We start from the raw sequence: 18,452 nt of genomic DNA on the forward strand, positions 1-18,452 counted from the left end.
ATTGGAGGGTGCCGGGACGAAGGCGTCGTGGATCGCCTCGGGGTGGGACTGGGGAAGGTGGTACGCAAGAACTCTCGGTCTGGTCATGTCCGTCCGTGTGGGCTATTTGATGGAAACGTTCGCCAAGCTCACGAGGTGCCGCCGGCGGCCAGCCGGTCGAGCGTCGCGGCGTCTTGGGCCCCGTTTGGGACGCTGGTGTAGTTGCACGGGTAGTGTCACCCCTGCTCTGCGAGCCGGAGGTGGATCTGTCGACCCCCCAATACCCATTCGGTCACGTAGATGTCGTGAGCATTCGCGATCGCGATGCCGTGCGGGCTGTTGAGCACTCCGTCAATGAGTTCCGGACGTACCGGCTCACTGTCGGAGTTGGCGTTCGGCCAGCCGGGAGCGGGCTCGCCGCGGCTGTCGCCGATCAGGGAGCGCACGCCGTCAGACTCGTCGACGGCGAGCACCGCGCCGAACAGGTCGGTCACCAGCAGGTCGTCGCCGCACTGGGCGATCGAACTCGGACTCGTCATCAGTTCGTGTGTGACCGCACGCACGAACTTGCCTCCCGGTTCGAGGAAGACCAGTCGTCGGTTGCCTCGGTCTGCGATGACCACAAGGCTGTCTGGCCCGCGCCGGTCGATGGCAATCCCATGGGGGCAGTTGAATTGGAGGCCGGTCTCGCCTCCGTCTATCGCCTCGGTCCACCCGTACGCCGTATGACGGTAAACTAGGCCGTCCCCGTAACCGTCGGAAACCCAGAGATCGTCCTGCCAGGGTCCCGAAGCGGTGACTACCGCGGCGGAAGTCGGACGCCAGGAGGGTGCCGGGGGTTCGAGGATCTCGAAGACACCGGTGCCCAGATCGAGCCAAGCAAGCTGGCCGGCAGAGGAGGCTGTGCCGGGGTCTGCCAACCACAGGCCGTCGCGGCCGCTTCGGCGTGCAAGGGTGATGCCGTGATTGACCAAGGTCGGTGTTGCCAACCCGGGACCACTCGCCGTTCGGCTCATTCATGAAGATGAGACGGCCGAGCCCTGGCTCCGCAAAGACGATGCGCCCGTCGGGCAGGACAGCGATCCCCGAATGCGACCATTCATCGTTGCTGGGCGACCAACCGTCAGGGGAGATGGTCGACCAGGCGAGCGCGGGAAGCCCGCTCCGCTCGCTCACTGCTCCCACTCGACGAGAACTTGACCGGTCGCGTGCGTCGCAACCGGATGCGCGAATGGAAGTGGTCGAAGCTGCTCGGCATCCACGAGCCGGAGCCCCGGCCACCGCTCCATCAGCGCCCAGACTGCCTCCGCGATGACAGTACGTGCGACCTGTTGCCCGACGCAGGCGTGGATTCCGTGGCCGAACCCGAGGTGACCGAACGCGTCACGAGTCACGTCGAACTGCTCAGGGTTGTCGAACTGGCGTTCGTCCCGATTCGCTGCTGCGACCGCGACCGATACCGACTGTCCGGTCTGCACTTCCAGCGATCCAATGGTGAGGTCCTCTTTCGCTGTACGGCTGAACAGCGTCACGAACAGCGATCCGACGCGGACGAATTCCTCAACTGCCGCCGGCATGCGATCGGGATTCGCCCCCAACCAGTCCCATTGCTCGCGGTGCAGTAGCAACGCTACAACGGAGGTGGATATCAGGTGGGCTACGGAATCGCGTCCGGCACTCAGCACCACGAGGGCGAGTCCCTCCTGCTCGTGCGGGCTAAGGTCGGATCTTACGAGGTCGCTCAGCACGTCGTCGCCCGGCTCCTGCTGCTTGAGCGCAAGAGCCTCCCTGGCGAAGTCGAACTTCCGTTGCAGTGTCGACTCCCCCACGAAGATGGGTGAGTACGCCGCCGAGAGTCTGTCCGGGACGCCCATCACGAGGCAGTGCACCTGGGCCGATATCGGTGCGGCGTAGGCGGACGTCAGATCGACCGGCCCGACATGCTTCGCGATCGATCCGATCTGTGCCTGTACGATCTCAGCGATCTTGGCTCGGTAGCTGCGAGCGGCCTTCAGACTGAACCTCGGCGCAATGGCTCTGCGCAGGCGGGCGTGCACGTCCCCGTCGTTGTCGAGTGGACCGCCCACACGAATCGACTCCTGCGCATCGGCATCGATGTCCGCGTGCGGGTCGCCTGGCATGGGCAGTCGCGTCGTCTCCCTCGTGAAGCGAGGATCCAAGAGGATTTCCTTGGCCAGCTCGTTCCGGGTCACGATCCAGCCGACGTGACCGTCGGCGTACTGCAGCGGGGTTGCGGCCGCTTCATCTCGCCATGCGGCCAGGGTCGGCGACAGCCGGAGTTGCGTTCCGTCCGTAGGGAGGGCGCGACCGTGGAGCGCGGGGCATTCGTTGGCTGCCCCCCTCGGATCCGATGGGGCTATGTCTTTCATGCGGCGACCGTTCCTTTCGTCTGCTCGGTCAATGCCAAAGTTCGTGCTTGCCGGAACTCTCGCGGCATGTTCCATCCGACAAGGCCGGTACGCCGACCGGAGACGGTGTACTCGGCGACGAATCGATCCGCGTCAAGATCCCCGGCGATGGCGACCACGGATTCTGCCGCGACGCACTCGCCGATGGCCGTGATCCTGTTGCCGAACAACTCTGTCCAGAACAGCGGATAGCTTCGCTGCGGCATGGGGTCGCCGAGCACCGCTCCCGCGACGATCTCCGCCTGATCGATGGCCGAAGACTGGGATTCGAGTCTTCGTGCGATGCCCGTGACTGGACTTCGCCAGCGGGCGACGTCGCCGACGGCGTAAACGTCCGGCGACGCCATCCCGCGGTGATCGCAGAGGATGCCGTCCTCGACGTCGAGCCCCGAGCGCGCGAGCCACGAGGTATTCGGGACGGCACCAATCGCCGCAACGACGACATCGGCATCCACACGCGTGCCATCGCTCAGGACCGTCGACGTGCGGCCGACACTCGCGAGCTCGCGTCCCGTTAGAAACTGGACGTCGTGGTCCAAGAGGAGCCGGTGGGTCCGCTCGGTGACCGCGCTGCCGAGCGAGCGGGGGCCAACCTCGGTGTGTCTGGCGACCAGCGTTGTAGGCAGGCCGAGCTTGCGGGTCGCTGAGGCGAGCTCGCACGCGAGTATCCCTCCTCCGAGGACCATGACGCGCTCCGCCCGCCGAAGCGCATCAGCCAGGCCGATCCCGTCATCGAGCGTGCGGAGCACCCGGACGTGCTCCTCCCCCGGTATTCCCGGCACTTGCCTCGGGCTCAGCCCCGTCGCGATCACGAGCGCGCCGTACCCGACCCATTCCGCGCCCAGGCGCACCCGGCGCGATGCGACATCCAGCCCGGTCGCTTTCACGCCCGGGAGATAGGTGATGCCGAGGGAATCAAGTCGTCCGGCATCAGCGAGCAGGAGGCGCTCGGGGCTCCACCCGTCAATCAGGAGTTGCTTCGACAGTGGGGGCCTGTTGTACGGAAGGTGGGACTCTTCGCCGACAAGCGTGATGGTGCCGACGAAGCCGCGAGCCCGCAGGTTCTCTGACGTCGCCAACCCGGCGATCCCGGCGCCGACCACGACCACGGACCTTGTCTCGGCCACGCCTATCCTCGCAGCTCGATCGCACGCGCAGGGCAGAGCGATGCGGCACGCCGGACCGATGACTCCTGGGAACCGCCGGGAGACTCTTCCAACAGCACGACGATACCGTCGTCGTCCTGTTCGAAGACCTCACCGGCAACCAGCGCGCATTGTCCAGCTCCGACACACGCGGACGTATTGACCAAAATTGAGAGCGACATCGGCTTTCCTTTCCGGGGGCACTCCCCCTGTCCTTCCCAATCATCACCGACGAATGACGCGAATCGAATGGCATAATTAGGTGGAACATGGATGATCCACTCAATGAGCTAGGCAACACCGGGGATGATGCCGCCAGTGCAGGCGGAGGACCCGCGGTGGTCGGGGCCAACTGGTATCAGTTCCGTCCTGGCCAGCGGATCAGTGTTCCACGCGTCGACGGCGTCTCGCTCATCTGGGTGCTTGAAGGCGGAGGCGAGCTCAAGCTGCCCACCGCCCGGTTCAGGGTGTCCGCCGGGATGTCGCTGCGCGTGCCCTGGCGCTCGGCCATCGAGTATCGGGCCGACGAGCGAGCACCGTTCCGCACCGGTGCCGTGCATCTTGTGCCCTGGCACGCGCCCGATGTCGAGGTCACCCCCCAAGTCGCGGTCGAGGGCGGCGACCTCTTCGACGTGCCGTGGCGACGCGGGACCGAGGGAGCCCCGCCGCCGGCACTGCTCGCTACTAGTTCCGAGAGGGGGCGACGAATCATCTCGCTCGCGACCTACTGCGTCGAGCGCTTTCTCGCCTCCGCCGTCACAGATCCCGTCGCACGCGCCCTCGGGGTGCTCATGCACGACGCCCATGAGTCATGGGACGGCGGCGGGACACTCGAGGAACGCCCGTCGGCACTGGCCCGCATGATGGATTACGTCTCACGGAACCTTGACCGCCCGTTGACGATCGCCGAGATCGCTCGTGCAGGCGGGACAAGCCCTGCCACGGCGCAGCGCGCATTCCGACGGTGGACCGGCGAATCCGTGCTCGCGTGGGTTCGCAGCCGCCGGATGCACGAAGCGGCGCGGCTGCTGCACACGACCGGTCTCCGCGTAGGAGAAGTCGCACACGCGGTCGGCTTCGACGACCCGCTCTACTTCTCGCGAGTGTTCGCCAAAACATACGGAGTTGCTCCGAGCAAGTATGCAGGCGGCATCTACTCTCCCCCCGCAGCCCCTCAGTGAGACTCGCACACGGACTATGCATGCGCCCGGTACATGCGCATTCAAGCTAGACCGTTCTTACTCCTTTGCATCCGTCCAGATGCCGGATCACTGTGCGGGGGCGAGGGAACCGAAGACCAACGCGAGATTCCGAGCGGGGCGAGCGGGCACGTGAGCGTCCTACTTGGGGACAAACCTGTTAAGTTCGTGAATGCGACAGGGCGGAGGAGCGAGCACTGGATGGATGAATTTCCGTCGTTGCCCATCTCGAACGGTCCAGAAGAGGGAGGGACTGGCCCGGCTTTTGTTGACTCGGGGTCTTAGGCCGCTTGGAGCGCGGTCCGGTTGGTTGTTCCATATTCGATTGGGGTGAGTTTCCCTTAACCGTCTTTGCCTGCGCCTGCGGTGGTAGGTCCGTTTGATCCACGTCGAAATTGCCAAACGCAACTGCTGTCGGGTGCGCCAACGCTGCCGGTTCAGGACGTTCTTCCGCAGCAGGGAGAAGAACGATTCCATCGCGGCATTGTCCGCGCGTTATCCGGCTAATGGTCCGGGAGGCCGGGGATTGGCCGGTTAAGGATTTAGCTGTTTCGGGCAGTTAGCTAAGTTGTTCTTCGTGGCGCCGCACGCTCGCGGCGAGGGTGTCGATTGCGGCGCGGAGGGTGGCGATCTCGTCGGTGAGGGCGGTATGGTGCCCCTGGTGGCGGCGCCGTGACGGTTCTCCTCGATTACGCCGCGGATCATGGTGTCCCGGTAGAGAGTGGCCCGGCCCAGGCCGGTGCGCGGCGGCAGCGGCGGTGAAAGTCACTGCCTGTCCGTTCCGTAGGAGCTCGGCGCAGGCGCGCTCGACGGTGTCGAGGGTGCTCGTGTTCGTCATGCTGTGGTGGCCTCGCTGATCAGTCTGTCGAGTCGGGTGATGAGTTGTTTGTGTCGGTCCGCTTCGGCGATCCAGCCTGTTGTTCGGCGTCGCGGGCAAGTGCCTCTGCATCAACGCGTTGCGCGGCAAGGATCGGTAGTGAGCTGGGCTCGGCGTGGAAGCTGGGGCAGTGCTCACAAATATTTACGTATGCGCACGCGCCCTGGGCAGAGGCCCGCAGGCAGAACCCTCCGGCCATGCGGGAGTTCAGCAGCGGGGTGTCTTTCCAGTCTTTTCCGCCGGTCATGTCTCTGAGAGGCAGGCTGGTCCTGCCGGTCGCGGGTGTGACTGCCTGTTGTTTGGCCAGATCAAGGGCACGTTCGTATTCGGTGCGCACGGTCGCGTCGAACAGTCGTCCTTAGCGCAGGCTCATCTCTGCAGACATGTGGCTGAGGAGCGCCATCAAGGCCTGCAGGGGATACGCCCGCGTTGACCAGGGCGGTGGCGTAGGATGTGCCGAAGCTGGTGCGGGGTGATGTGTTCGAGCCCGGCGAGACCGGCGGCGCGGTCGAGTTCGGCACGGACCGCCTTGCCCCGGCCGCCGTCCATGGTGGGTGAACAGGAACTGTGCCGGGCGCCGGTAACGCGGGTGTGGCAGCGGCCGCCCGTGCGATCTGGTGTGGGTTATGTGGTCGATCAGCTCCAGGATCTCTTCGTCGAGGGGACCATCCGCTCGGTGTCCCGTTTGCCGAGGGGGACCTTCAGCCAGCTGCGGTGGCCGGGGACTTCGTGGACGCACTCCAGTTCGAGATCGAGCAGTTCCCCGATCCGCAGCCCGCAGGCACGTTGCAGCCGCAGGGCGGCCGCGGCCAGTTCATTGCCGGGGACTCGGTGAGGACCTGGGTGAGGCGCCGGTCGATATCGACGGGCAGGTGGCGGGGCAATGTTTGGCGGGAGCTTTGGGGATGTCGTCACGGAACAGCGGCTTGCGCGGCGGCGCTTCGGGCCAGTCCCACTCGGCGATGTCGGTCAGGAACCCCATCAGTACGAGCACTCGCCGCGGGCGGTCAGCGACGGTGATACTCTCGCCGTTTTTGGTGTTGACGGCATCGATCATGCTGGTCAGGTAAGGCTCGATGTGCTTGCATCGATCGAGGGCTGCGACGGAGTCCAGATCCGGGTAGATGCCGGGCAGGAACTCACCGAAGTGCTTGAGCCGGGTCGCGATCGTTGACACGGTTTTCGGTCGGCAGGTTGCGCGCTTGCGGTCCAGGTAGGCGATCATCGCTGCCCAGATCGGCGGACGCACTCGGGCTACCGCTCGGCGAACGGAACCGGGCCACCGGCGCGGGGAAGTTCATCAAGGACTCCGAGGTGGAACAGCACCCGTTGGGCGTTGCTTGCCGAAGCCATGTAGTGGCTGTGGCCCTTGCCGGTGCGCCCCTGTCTGTCCCGGCAGGCCGCGGTGAACTCGGCCAGATCGGCCAAGGTGAGCTGTTCCATGCGCCGGCCGGTTTGGATGAGGAGCCTTACGGGCACCTGGGAGCCGGTGGCGAACCGGACCCGTTCGGTGAAACCGAGGTCGGCGGCCGCGGTCATGAACCGGTCAAGGTCTGCTGCCAGCGGGGAGTCTTGGACCTCGCGCCAGATGCTGGAGAGCTTGCGGTCCAGCAGGTAGTCATACCCCGGTCGAAGGCCCTGGTGGAGCATCAGGAAGGTGATGATCGCCGGGTAGCTGACCCGGCGGACAAGCGAGAGGGTGTCAGATGGTTTGTGAGGGGCGGTGTTCCTGACAGAAAGTCGAGAGACTGTGACCATGGTCGAGAAAGATTTCGCGAGGAGCGGCGGCGCGTGCAGCGCGAGGGTGTGGAGGCGCTGGAGGCTTCCGGCGTTTTGGATGAGTTGTATTCAATGATCGATGCGGGCCAGCTCCAGCTCGAGGGCAAGGATGGCCTGATTCAGCAGCTGATCAAGGCCGGCTTGGAGCGGGGCCTGCGGGCCGCGCTCAGCGATAATCTCGGGTATGAGAAGGGCAATGCGGAAGCGGCTCTGTTCCCGAACTCGCGCAACGGATCGTATCCGAAGACGGTCGCTTCCGTTTCCGGCGATGTCGAGCTGGCCATCCCCCGGGACAGGGATGGCACGTTCACTCCTTCCCTGGTTCCCAAGGGCTCGCGGCGGCTCGAGGGCCTGGACGAGATGATCATCAGCCTTTACGCGGGCGGGATGACCGTGCGGGACATCGAGCACCACCTGACGGCCACGGTGGGCACGGAGATCAGCCGCGAGACGATCTCCAAGATCACCGACGAGGTCCTCGAAGAGGTTCTGATGCTTTGCGTCGTCTTCTGTTTCTGGGCAGGGCTCTTTGTATCGCCGGCGCATTTTGGCAGTCCGTCCTGTTAGTCCGAGACCCCGTCCGGTATGGCGCAGGGCCGGGGTCGAAGGTGCCCTGGTCCGTTGCAGGAAGCCCGCCTCGGTGCGGCTCATGGAGGAAAGCGGCAGCTGCAGGACCTCGCTTACCCCTTGAATTGAACGGTTTGGGCAGTGATGAGCTGTGTCGAGATTTCCGCGGCTGAGTGAGTTGACAATTTTGAGGTGACGGGTAGGAGCTCCCTCGAAGGATCTCGAAACCTTGCGCGTCGTAGGCGGAAAGCAAAGCACTCCTTGCATTCTCGATTGTGTTGCGCAGCAGACGATTATTGATGCAGTTGCTCTGACGGAAGTCGCCGGGACGCAGTGAACGCGGCGTCGTTTTTGCCACAGTTCGGCGTGGGCCGGCTCGTGCTGGCTCGCAGGATCACCTCCCCCGCCAGGTCGACGTTGTCGATCTGTCTGCCGATTGCAAGGTGAACAGCTTGTGTGCCGATTTCTTGGATAGGGAGCCGGACGGTTGTCAGGGTCGGCCAGAAGTCAGCCGAATCGGGGATGTCGTCGAAGCCTGCGATGGCGTAATCGCGAGGAGGCTCTAGGTGCAAGCGGGCCAGGGCCGTGATGGTTGTCAAGGCTACCCGGTCGGTGACACCGAAGATCCCGTGCCTAAGTCCTTCCTCCCCGTCGCGTATGATCTGTCGGCGGATCTGGGCGGCGGCGTCGCGAGCCCCGTCCGACCTGAGGGAGGTATGGACGACTTCGGCTGGATGCACATCTGCGATCTGGAGGCCGGTGACGAATCCGGCGCGGCGGCGGTCCAAATAGGCCCGGTCCTCAGCTCCTGTTACGATCGTGAACCGTCGACTCCCTTGGGCAACCATGGCGGCAGCGAGTTCGGCTGCCCCCTTCTCCTGCTGGAGCCCGAGAACCTTCTCGCTGCCAGAACCGCAGCCCAATGCCTCGCTAATGGTCACGAGGCGTCCGCCCGTCGATATGTATCGGTCTGCAAGCTGGCTCAGGGGGGTCTTTCCGGCGTCCGAACGATGACGAATTGTGGAAGCCAGAATGATCCCCTCCACGCCCTGGGACACGAGGGCCCGCAGCGCCGCCAGATCCTCTTCAGCGCTGTCGCCGGTGCTCGCGAGCACGAGCGTCTTCCCGCTGAGTCCGCAGGCTCGGTGCACACCCTTGGCGATCGAAGACGAATACCAGTCGCCGATGTCGTGGACGACGAGGCCTATCAGTCCTGTCGAGGATCCGACGAGTGCTCGTGCTGCAGCATTGGGCCGGTAGCCGAGTGAATTGGCGGCAGAATGCACCTTCTCCGCGGTAGCAGGGGGCACCTTTCGCCCTGCGGCACCGCTGAGCGCACGTGAAGCCGTGGCTATGGACACTCCAGCATGCCGGGCGACGTCAACAATTGTTGCCGACATCGTGCGGTGACCTCAGCTTGTACCACCGCGGCTTCTCTGCTCGCTCGGAAAGCCTTCTGACGCTGTACTCGTCGAACTCAACGATGCGCCGCTCCCCGTAATCGGAGACAGCCCAAAAAAGATTCATTTCGGGCATCAGCTCTTCCACGATCCCTATGAAATGAATGGACTGGTCGAACCGGGCCTCGATCCTGTCGTCACGGGACAGGAAAGCGCAGGACTCGACGTGATCCTCTATTCCTGGTTCCTGCGCCATGTCAGCCTCTCATCGCCGGAGCAGATGCTGTGGAACCACTCAGCTGGACCGCTCGCTCGTGCTGCCCCCCGGCAAGGATTTCTTCGCCGGCCCCTGGCAGGCACAGGACTGCTTCGGTGCCTTCGGGGATAACGACAGCCACACGCAGGATTCCGTCTGCCTGATCCCATCGGACCGACGCGAGACCGTGGGGGGTCTCGAGGCTCGTCTGCGCCCAGCTGAGGTCCCCGCCGGGCCGGGGTGCAATGAGGATCCGGCGGTAGCCGGGCTCGATCGGAGCGATGCCCCCCACGGTGCGGTGGAGCCAGTCGACGATGGCGCCGAGGGCGTAATGGTTGAAGCTGGTCATTTCGCCTGGGTTGATCGTCCCGTTGGGGAGCATCGAGTCCCAGCGCTCCCAGATCGTCGTCGCGCCCATCGTCACCGGGTACAGCCATGACGGGCATTCGGTCTGCAGCAGCAGCCGGTAAGCGGCGTCGAGGTGCCCCGTCGCGGTGAGGGCGTCAGTGACGAACGGGGTCCCGGCGAACCCAGTGGAGATCCGATAGCCAGATTCTTGGACGAGCTCGGCCAGGCGCCGCCCCGCGAATTGCTTGTCAGACTCACCCAGAATCGCGAAGACGATGGCAAGTGCGTAGACCGTGGTGCAGTCGCTCTTGATCACCCCGGCGGTTAGGTAATGCTTTGTGAAGGCTGCCCGCAAGGACATAGACATATTGCGGAACTCGGCCTCGGCCGCCCCGTCCCCGAGAACCCGGGCTGCCTGGGCGACGAGGTCCGCGGTGCGGAAGGCGCATAGGGTCGCGACGACGTGGGCGTCAGCCTTGGCCTGCGCCGCCTGATCAGCAGGGGCGTCGGGGTCGAGCCAGTCGCCGAACTGGAAGCCTCTGTCCCATAGACCGTTCGGGGAGAGCTTTGAGCGGAGCCGGCGGGCGTGGGAGACCATCGAGGGGAAGGCCTCCTCAAGCACGCGGCTGTCTCCATACGCCTGCCAGAGCGCCCATGGCACCCACACAGAGGCGTCGCTCCACAGCGCTGTCGTGTCCGGAACGGGAAGTTCGCCGGCCTTAGCATGCTTCAGCACGTCCGGTACGACGTAGGGCACCATGCCGTCGTGGTGCTCCTGTTCGAGGGCGAGGTCGCGCAGCCAATCCCGCAGGAAGTCCTTGGCGTCGAACAGGAAGCACGCACTCGGGGCAAAGGCGGCGATGTCCCCGGTCCAGCCCAGGCGCTCGTCGCGCTGCGGGCAGTCCGTGGGCACATCCACGAAGTTTCCCCGCATCCCCCATACGGCGTTCTCGTGCAGCCTGTTCACGAGCGGGTTTGATGTCTCGAACTTACCCGTCCGGCGCAGGTCCGAGGAGATCACGACGGCGGTCAGCCCACCGCCCGCTGACAAGGCAGCGCGGAGCCCCGCGATGCCCTCCGGCCAGCCATTGACCTCGACGTAGCGGAAACCGTGGAACGTGAGCGTCGGCTCGAACACGTCCTTCCCGCCTGAGAGCGTAAACCGGTCCGTCGCTTCCGCCGACCGCAGCGGACGGGTTCCCAGCTCACCGTGCTCCAGCACTTCGGCATGTCGGAGCGTCACCACAGAACCTTCAGGGCCGGCGACCTCCGCCCGTACCCAGCCCACGATGTTCTGTCCGAAGTCAAGGATCACCTTCCCCGAAGGCGACTCCCACATACCGACCGGTGGGAGCTCCGCCTGGCGCCGAACAGGTGGTCCGATGTAGGGCTCAAGTGGCGCCATATCATCGACCAGCTCGTGGACGCCCACCCATCCCGGTGCGGCGAAACCGGGACTCAGCCAGCTCGCGTCGTACCTCCGCGCGTCGATGTCCTGCCCGTCGTACAGGTCATTCGACATCGTAGACGACGGCCCAGCCGCCCACGACGCATCGGAACCGAAGACCTGCTCGTGCCCGTCGGCGAACCGCACGCGAAGCTCTGCGAATCCAGCGAGCTCCTTCCCGTAGAAAGCAGACCCGCCGGTCCAGGTCAACCGACCTCGGTACCAGCCGTTCCCGAGCGCCAATCCCAGAACTGTGGTCGGGCCAACGAGCGCGGTCACATCCAGCTCCGCGTACCGCACCCGCCACTCGTACGCGGACCACCCGGGGGTCAGTAGGTCCTCGGAGGCCCGCCGACCGTTCACCCAGGCCTCGACGATGCCAAGGGCTGACAGGAATAAGGTGGCAGAGGCGACCTTCCCATGGCCCTCCTCGAGGTGGAACTCGCCACGCACCAGCGGGGCGCCGCCGAATTCGGCATCAGGTGAAATGAAACGGGCATGCCAGAAAGACATGGCAATCTCCAGTCGTTTGTTCTTGGTGGATGTGTGGCTGCTACACCGGCAGGATGAATACGGTGGGTTCGCCTTCGTGCCAGGTGACGGTGATGCGATGGCCGCCTTCGACCAGGGCTTCAGCGTTCACCTGCGGCAATGGCTTGCTGTCAGCGCCCCGGGTCAGGGAGACCACGGTCGCGATGACTTCGCCCTGCGTGACGGTACCTGTGGCAAGCCACGGGACAGCGACGTAGTCGCCGAGGGGGGTCGCGTCCTTCTCTATGACGACACCCGCTTCGGTAAGTCCGCCCAAGCCGTGGATGGTCGAGATGAGATCACCGCTTGCCGCCTTGGCAGACAGGTGTGCTGAACGGGTTTCGGATTCAGAGTGGGGCTGTTCGGAGGACGCGACAGGCCAGCCTCCGATGCGGAGCGCCACTGCATCCGTTGCCTCTTCCACGCGTGCCAGACGCACTTCAGTGCCTTCCCAGACGGCTGAGGCGACCGTGAGCACGGGCCCTGGTGTGCTGGTCCCGGACTGGTAAGCGCCGAAGTTTGCCGTGGGGTCCTCGTCGGATTCGATCCAGCGCACCCGCCCCTGGGATGCACCGACGAGCACTCCGTCGTCCAGTTCACCCAGGAAAAGCGTCTCGAACCCCGTGCGGTGGGTGGGACGGCCTGCCTTGTCCAGCAGCACGACGGCATTGTCCAAGGGATTGTCGCTGGCGGGGCCGGCCAGGGGCGGGACGGTTGCGGTCGAGTAGCCAAGTCGTGCATACACGGGGGCATCGGCTGTCTGGGCGCCCGCCTTCTGGTGATCACTGCCGTGGTTGAGGATGGTCACGAATCCGTCCTCACGTCGGCCGGAGACCAGCCAGCCTGGTGCTTCGATCACCCGGGAGATGTTCCCGGCCTCGATCGGCAGCGGCTGCTCCAGGGCGGTCCAGACCGGGTGGTTTGGAGGCAGGAGCATCCCTAACGTCCCTAGGGATGCCCAATAGGGTGATCCCGGGCCGGAGTAGGTCTGCCGCATCGCCGGCCATGCGCCGTGCCAGCCCAGAGTGAGCAGACCATTCTCGTCGAACGCGCCCCGTTGTTCGAAATGGGTCACGATGCCGGTGACGGCTCGCCGGAGGAGGCCGGGGTGATGCTGGCCGGCATCTGTGAGCGCCGCCACCCACAGCGGTGCGGCGGTAGCAAAGCGGTACACCAGACTCCGGCCGTGCACGAGCGGGGACCCATCCGCGCCGGTCAGGCACAGCGCGTCGTCCGTGTAGCGGCCGAGGTCCTCCTTCCACTGCTCGATGAGCGACGGGGGGCACAGTGCGGCGGGGACCTCGAACAGGTGGGTCCACAGAAGTGGGTAGGTGTGCAGCATCCAGCCGACATAGTGGTCGAAGTGCCGGCCCGGCCCGTCGCTGAGCCAACCGTTGGCCCTGCGCATCCATGCGTGGGTGGCGAGGTCTTCCTCGATGTCGGTTGCCGACCAGGGGCCGCCGTTCTCGCGGAGGAACGATTCGACCATGATGCGGAACCATACCCAGTTGGAGGGCGGGTACCAGGTGCCCATGATGCCGGACAACCAGTTCACGGTGTGTTCGCGGACCCGGTCGTCGAGCCGGTTCCAGAGCCAGGGCCGGGTCATCTGCAGGCCGATCACCAGCGAGGCGGCTTCCACCTTCGTCTGCAGGAGCTCCTGGGGACGGGGCCATGCCTCGGGCGAGTCGGGGTCCATGGCCGCGCCCAGGCCGCGGGCATAGCGCTCCATCAGGTTCCAGGGGTCTTCTCCGTTGCGGCCAGCGACCAATGATGCGGCACCAAGGAAGGTTCGGGCGAAGCCCTCGATTCCGTCGGAGACCCAACCGTTGCGGCTCACAGGTCCAGGCAGGTCGATTCGGGCGCCACCCGGGGATCGATGTGCTTCAGGAGCTGTCACCATGCGATCGACGAATGCTTCCCAATGGGTCCTGGTCCAGCCCGTGTACGGCGACCTCACGAAATCGAGGTCCGCGTTCATGCCTGCACCGCCAGGTTCTCCCGGGTGATCGGGCTCAGCGGGGGCAGATCCGCGGCGTACCGTACAAGCTCCAGAAGCACAGCATCTGTCATCCTCCGGGTCTCCGAGCCGATGGAACCGGCCAGGTGAGGCGTCAGGATGACGTTCGGAAGGTCGTACAGCGGCGAATCTGCGGGCAAAGGTTCAGGATCGGTGACGTCAAGGATGGCGTCCAGGCGCCCCGAGACGCAAGCATGTTCGAGTGCAGCACCGTCCACGAGTGCGCCGCGGGCAGTGTTGACGAGCGTGGCTCCGGGCCGCATCCGGGCAAGCTCGGCTTCGCCGATCATGTGGTGTGTCTGCGGCAGGGATGGTGCGTGAAGCGACAGGACGTCCGCACGCACCAGGGCATCTTCCAACTCTGTGGGTTCGGCGCCGGCCGCGAGCACCTCGGCCGGGTCCGCGTAAGGGTCCACTACTAGGATCGGGCCTGTCTCAAGCGTGCGCAGAAGGGCCACGACACGGCGGCCGATGCGGGAGAAGCCTACGATGGCGACTGTGCGGTTTCGGCCGCTGAGCTCTCCCCGGAGTTCCCGGTAGGACCAGTCCTGCCGGAACCGGCGGGCGTCCTGGGCCAGGAAGGGAACCTTCTTCAAGGCCCACAGGACCGCTGCGAGCGTGTACTGTGCCACGGGCTCAGCGTTAGCGTCGGCGGCAGACGTCACCAACAGGCCTCGCCGGAACACCGGCTCGCCCACATGTCCGCGCACGCTTCCGGCCGCATGCAGGACTGCCCTGAGCCGGGGGGCAGCCTCCAATACGTCCTCGTCGAGCGGTGGGCATCCCCAGGAGGTGATCAGTACCTCTACCTCAGCCAGTCGGGAGCGGACTTCGGGAGAATTCAGCTCTTCGGTCGCAAGGGGCGTCCCAACGGCTGCAGCTTCATGGAGCCGGGACAGCTCGGCTTCGCCGAACTGCGATTTCAATGTGTCCGCGTCCATGGCCAGGAGCACCTCAGGTTTGCGGGGTGGCGGGGTCAGCTTGGGCTCGTGCGTCTCTGCACGATTCATCGGTGCCTCCAGTTGATTGGTGGCCGCGGCGGATGCTCGCGGGTGGCGGTCAGGGATTTTCGGCAACAGCGCGGACGGCTTGGCCACGGTGGTCCTCCGAGAGTTGGTCAAGAAGGCCGTTCAGTGTGCCGGCGTCGCTGACGAGCTGGCCAGGGGAGTCGGAATTCACGAATTCGAGGAGGACATCGGTCTGGCTGGGCCGCTGGTTCAGGCGTTGCAGGACCGCGAGCCAGAGGTGGGCTCGGGCCGCAAGTGAGTGGCGCTCGTCCTTCGGCCACCAAGAGAAGGCGTGCACCGCGATGACTTGGTCGGCGAGCAGGTCCAGCCCAGTAAGCGCGTCGTCAGCGGTCAGTCCCTGAGGCGGCTGCCAGTAGGTTCCCATCAGGCCGCCGCGGTCGATGTGCGCCAGCAGTGCCGCTGTGGAGTCGGCGGTGTCGGTCAGGGTACCGGCGTGGAACTCGAGTCCGACCATCACACGTGAGGACGCGGCGGCGTCCGTGAACGCCCGAGCATCCTCGACGACGGCTTCCCAGGCGCGGTCATCTGTGTCGGCGGACCCTCGAGTGCCCGCCCAAACCCGAATCCGGGGCGCCTCCAGCGCCGCGGCTGCGTTCAACACCGCTTCATGCTCCTGCTCAGTACTGGAGCCGAGTCGGAGGTACGAGCCATACGAGGCCACGGCCAGCCCGGCGTCGACAGTGCGGGCCCTAACTTCTCTGGCCAGCGAGATGTTCCCGGGGGGCACATGGATGTCCGCGCCCCACTCGATCGCCCTCAGATTGGCCTCCGACGCGATACGGATGACCTCAGCAGGCTCTTGGGAGCGTAAGGTTACCGAGCATACACCGGGCCGGATACGGTGGGGCCGTTCAGGCATCCCAGTCCGTTCGGGTGGGTACAGGCTCATCAGGGATTGACCTCAGCCGACATGGTGTGGACGTTTGGCCGCGCCTTGGAGGACGCCAGGCCGAACACCCGGCGGATTTGCTCTAAATGCCCTGTGCCGTGCACCGTGTCAGGCTCGAGGTAACTGCCCTCGGTCCATTCGTTCCAAGCATTGATGGTAATCAGCGGAGCCTCCGTCTTCCGCACGAACGAGCGCACCTTCTCGAGGGCACGCCCGAACTGCTCCGGCGTGGCATCGGAGATGACGTTTGTATGCGGATAACCCAGGTCCGGGTTATAGCGATCGGACTGGACCGTCCGGGGCGAAGGGTCCCAGCCGACCGTGACGTTGGGAAAGAAGGGGACGTGGTAACGGCCTGCCAGAGTATCCCACCCCTCCTCGGCCTGGTCGAGCATCTCCCGATACGGAGTCTGCAGATTCGGCATCGCGTAATGGTGTACCCAGACATACGAGGTCACGCTGTCGAAGCCGAGGCGATCTACGAGCGCCTCCTCATTCATGGCGATGCCATCTTGGGGCAGAGCGGTCTTTTCACGGCAGACAAGATTGAGGTGAATGTCGGGATGGCCTGCCCTGGCGGCACGTACCCTGAGCCCGTCGAGAGCAGCCTTCGTTTGATCCACCCCGCCAAGTCCATCAATGAGAGTGGCCACAGAGTAGATGGACAGATATGGCCGCCCACCCAGGCGGAGGTAAGCCGGGTGGCTGAAGTACCGTTCAATGATGTAATCGGTCGCAGCCTCGAACTGCGCCGCGTCCACAGTGCCTAACTCAAGGTTGGTCGCCGGGGTTGCGCTCTTCCAAGGATGGATATTGGTCCAATCGTGGTTCGCCCACATGAGGGCAAACTTCATCCCGTGAGCCAGCGCGCCGGGCATGAAGGCCTCCTCCAGCGGCCGCTCGAGGTAGGGCCGCCCGCTGTACCAGTACCAGTCGAAGAGGAATGCGTCGACGCCGTGAGTGGCGGCGAGGGTCATCTTCTCCCCCATCACGGCGGGGTCGGCCTCGTCCTCGTACCCGTGGGCAGGGACGCGGGGCTGCTGGTGCCCCTCAAACCGTGGGCCGGCTTGCTTAAGGAGCTCCCACTCGGTCCACCCCTCGCCGTGCCACTGCTCGTTGCGGGGGTCGAGATGGTAATTCGGGAAGTAGTAGGCCGCTACGGTCACGTCTCGTTCCCTTATCCCCGCTGCCTCGTCGGCAGGCGCTTCCGGGAGCCGGGGAATACGTGTAGTTCTGTCAGTCACAATGTGATGTTATTGGAGGGGAATGCCGTTCACATCGGTCTGGATTGAGGGAAAGTAGGACGAAATTGGCATCGACTCGATCGAAGCCCCGCTACGAGTCGGCGTCGGTGTTCAACCCCGACGGCCTGCCGGTCTGGGCCGACCGCCATCGGCTCGATGGCGAGGTCGCGGCGCACGAACACGACTTCTTCGAGATCGCACTGGTCACCCAAGGCCGTGCGCTGCACATCGCCGCGGATGGCGACTATACGATCCAGCCGGGAAGCGCCGTCGTGGTCCCCCCGAACCAGTGGCACGCCTACGGGCAGTGTGAGGACCTCGTCGTCTTCGACTGCTTCGTCGCTCCCGAGCTCATCGACAGCACGCTGTCGTTTCTAGACGCTGAGCTGCCGCTGATGCAGACTCTCCACACTTCGAGCCTGCCGCTGCCGCAGCGGATCCAGCTAGGCCCGCGGGACCTGAGCCTGGCGATTGCCGAGCTGTACAGCATGAGCGACGTCAGTCCGGCCCGGCGCTCACGGATTCAGGTCGTCGGGCACCTGCTGATCTACCTCGACATCCTGAACCGGGCCTGGGCCGCTGACCGCGAAACCCACAAGCTTGTCCCCCTCCACCCCGCCGTCACCGGGGCAGTGCAGCTGATGGAGGAAGACCCTGGCCGCAGCTGGTCGTTGGCGGACCTCGCCTCGGCAACGTGCACCGAGCGCACCCATCTGGTCAGACTGTTCCAGCGCGAGCTAGGCGTGCCTCCGATCGCCTATCTAAACCGGTTGCGGGCGCAGGCCGCAGCGAGGCTTCTGGTCCAGACCGATGAGCCGATCGCCCAGATCGGGGCACGACTGGGCTGGGAGGACGCCAGCTACTTCGCCCAGCGGTTCAAGAATGCATACGGCCTCAGCCCGTCCGCATACAGGAAGAGAGCGGTGAGCGGCGAGAGCCGCTACCATTTGGCCGAAGCCCACCTGCCGGTGAGCGGCGCCCGCTTCGACACGCGGACCGGGAACTGAAAGGCAGCCTCCCCTTAATCCTGGCTGCCTCGCAACCAGACGTTCGGCCCCCCGGAACGTTCAATCGGCCAATAATCTCCTATTCATGAATTCCTGGCACAAAGACGGCCCACTTCCCCAACCTGGCCCGATTCGCCGGGTGGTCCATGATTGGTGAGCGGCGTGCGGTGAACCCACCGCCACCGACGTCGATGCCTTCACGCAGCCTGCGGCATACCGCCTCCCGTTTTTCGTACCGGCCGGCCCTGAACAAACTTGAATTTCCGCCCGCAAGTTTTCGTTCATAGAAGCTTGTAAGCATGACGGT

At 65.0% G+C, this 18,452-nt stretch carries 17 protein-coding genes and 2 pseudogenes; 3 read left to right on the top strand and 16 right to left on the bottom strand.

All coding sequences use genetic code 11. The annotated features are described in order from the left end of the window. Positions 1 to 215 precede the first annotated feature (215 nt). The 4 genes from LD110_RS07090 to LD110_RS07105 form a co-directional block, all read right to left on the bottom strand. Positions 216 to 995 (bottom strand): hypothetical protein, encoded by a 780-nt coding sequence (locus LD110_RS07090; RefSeq protein WP_225497776.1) that lies wholly within the window; start codon positions 993 to 995, stop codon positions 216 to 218. A 156-nt stretch (positions 996 to 1,151) separates the two neighbouring features. Next, on the bottom strand, positions 1,152 to 2,369 hold the full coding sequence (locus LD110_RS07095) for a cytochrome P450 (protein ID WP_225497778.1): 1,218 nt from the start codon (positions 2,367 to 2,369) through the stop codon (positions 1,152 to 1,154). Next, complete coding sequence (locus LD110_RS07100) at positions 2,366 to 3,535, bottom strand: FAD-dependent oxidoreductase (RefSeq protein ID WP_225497787.1); 1,170 nt, start codon at positions 3,533 to 3,535, stop codon at positions 2,366 to 2,368. The genes LD110_RS07095 and LD110_RS07100 overlap by 4 nt, the downstream gene beginning before the upstream one ends. 2 nt (positions 3,536 to 3,537) lie before the next feature. Continuing rightward, the gene (locus LD110_RS07105; RefSeq protein ID WP_225497789.1) at positions 3,538 to 3,735 is read right to left on the bottom strand and encodes a ferredoxin; all 198 of its coding nucleotides are present in this window, start codon (positions 3,733 to 3,735) and stop codon (positions 3,538 to 3,540) included. Between the two features lie 87 nt (positions 3,736 to 3,822). Between LD110_RS07105 and LD110_RS07110 the strand changes: the two genes are divergently transcribed. Then, on the top strand, positions 3,823 to 4,734 hold the full coding sequence (locus tag LD110_RS07110; protein ID WP_225497791.1) for an AraC family transcriptional regulator: 912 nt from the start codon (positions 3,823 to 3,825) through the stop codon (positions 4,732 to 4,734). A gap of 299 nt (positions 4,735 to 5,033) precedes the next feature. Here the strand turns inward: LD110_RS07110 and LD110_RS07115 are convergent. The 5 genes and pseudogenes from LD110_RS07115 to LD110_RS07135 form a co-directional block, all read right to left on the bottom strand. Then, positions 5,034 to 5,244, bottom strand: a pseudogene (locus LD110_RS07115) (IS3 family transposase); the annotation flags it as partial. A 67-nt stretch (positions 5,245 to 5,311) separates the two neighbouring features. Continuing rightward, positions 5,312 to 5,590 carry a hypothetical protein gene (locus LD110_RS07120; RefSeq protein ID WP_225497793.1) on the bottom strand — a complete coding sequence of 93 codons (279 nt, stop codon included), beginning with the start codon at positions 5,588 to 5,590 and terminating at the stop codon, positions 5,312 to 5,314. Between the two features lie 19 nt (positions 5,591 to 5,609). Continuing rightward, positions 5,610 to 5,876, bottom strand: coding sequence for a hypothetical protein (locus LD110_RS07125; RefSeq protein ID WP_225497795.1), 267 nt, complete (start codon positions 5,874 to 5,876; stop codon positions 5,610 to 5,612). Positions 5,877 to 6,443: 567 nt separating this feature from the next. Continuing rightward, positions 6,444 to 6,878, bottom strand: coding sequence for a hypothetical protein (locus LD110_RS07130; RefSeq protein ID WP_225497797.1), 435 nt, complete (start codon positions 6,876 to 6,878; stop codon positions 6,444 to 6,446). 5 nt (positions 6,879 to 6,883) lie between these two features. After that, positions 6,884 to 7,387 (bottom strand): hypothetical protein, encoded by a 504-nt coding sequence (locus tag LD110_RS07135; protein ID WP_225497799.1) that lies wholly within the window; start codon positions 7,385 to 7,387, stop codon positions 6,884 to 6,886. 33 nt (positions 7,388 to 7,420) lie between these two features. Between LD110_RS07135 and LD110_RS07140 the strand changes: the two are divergent. Further along, positions 7,421 to 7,900: pseudogene (locus LD110_RS07140) on the top strand (transposase); the annotation flags it as partial. Between the two features lie 368 nt (positions 7,901 to 8,268). On the opposite strand, the gene LD110_RS07145 reads toward LD110_RS07140, so the two are convergent. From LD110_RS07145 to LD110_RS07175, 7 genes are read right to left on the bottom strand one after another with little or no spacing between them, the layout of a single operon-like run. After that, positions 8,269 to 9,375 carry a LacI family DNA-binding transcriptional regulator gene (locus tag LD110_RS07145; protein ID WP_225497801.1) on the bottom strand — a complete coding sequence of 369 codons (1,107 nt, stop codon included), beginning with the start codon at positions 9,373 to 9,375 and terminating at the stop codon, positions 8,269 to 8,271. Continuing rightward, positions 9,356 to 9,631 carry a hypothetical protein gene (locus LD110_RS07150; protein ID WP_225497803.1) on the bottom strand — a complete coding sequence of 92 codons (276 nt, stop codon included), beginning with the start codon at positions 9,629 to 9,631 and terminating at the stop codon, positions 9,356 to 9,358. Before LD110_RS07150 ends, LD110_RS07145 begins: the two co-directional genes overlap by 20 nt. Position 9,632: 1 nt before the next feature. Further along, complete coding sequence (locus tag LD110_RS07155; RefSeq protein ID WP_225497811.1) at positions 9,633 to 11,939, bottom strand: family 78 glycoside hydrolase catalytic domain; 2,307 nt, start codon at positions 11,937 to 11,939, stop codon at positions 9,633 to 9,635. Between the two features lie 40 nt (positions 11,940 to 11,979). Further along, positions 11,980 to 13,938, bottom strand: coding sequence for a DUF2264 domain-containing protein (locus LD110_RS07160; RefSeq protein WP_225497813.1), 1,959 nt, complete (start codon positions 13,936 to 13,938; stop codon positions 11,980 to 11,982). Beyond that, complete coding sequence (locus LD110_RS07165) at positions 13,935 to 14,987, bottom strand: hydroxyacid dehydrogenase (protein ID WP_225497815.1); 1,053 nt, start codon at positions 14,985 to 14,987, stop codon at positions 13,935 to 13,937. Before LD110_RS07165 ends, LD110_RS07160 begins: the two co-directional genes overlap by 4 nt. Positions 14,988 to 15,036: 49 nt before the next feature. Further along, positions 15,037 to 15,894, bottom strand: a complete 858-nt coding sequence (locus tag LD110_RS07170) for a sugar phosphate isomerase/epimerase (RefSeq protein ID WP_225497817.1) — start codon at positions 15,892 to 15,894, stop codon at positions 15,037 to 15,039. Beyond that, the gene (locus LD110_RS07175; protein WP_225497819.1) at positions 15,894 to 17,138 is read right to left on the bottom strand and encodes a glycoside hydrolase family 99-like domain-containing protein; all 1,245 of its coding nucleotides are present in this window, start codon (positions 17,136 to 17,138) and stop codon (positions 15,894 to 15,896) included. Before LD110_RS07175 ends, LD110_RS07170 begins: the two co-directional genes overlap by 1 nt. Positions 17,139 to 17,203: 65 nt before the next feature. Between LD110_RS07175 and LD110_RS07180 the strand changes: the two genes are divergently transcribed. Beyond that, positions 17,204 to 18,145 carry an AraC family transcriptional regulator gene (locus LD110_RS07180; protein WP_225497821.1) on the top strand — a complete coding sequence of 314 codons (942 nt, stop codon included), beginning with the start codon at positions 17,204 to 17,206 and terminating at the stop codon, positions 18,143 to 18,145. The last annotated feature ends 307 nt before the right edge of the window (positions 18,146 to 18,452 follow it).

Source organism: Arthrobacter sp. M4 (assembly GCF_020251205.1).
Lineage (GTDB): Bacteria > Actinomycetota > Actinomycetes > Actinomycetales > Micrococcaceae > Arthrobacter.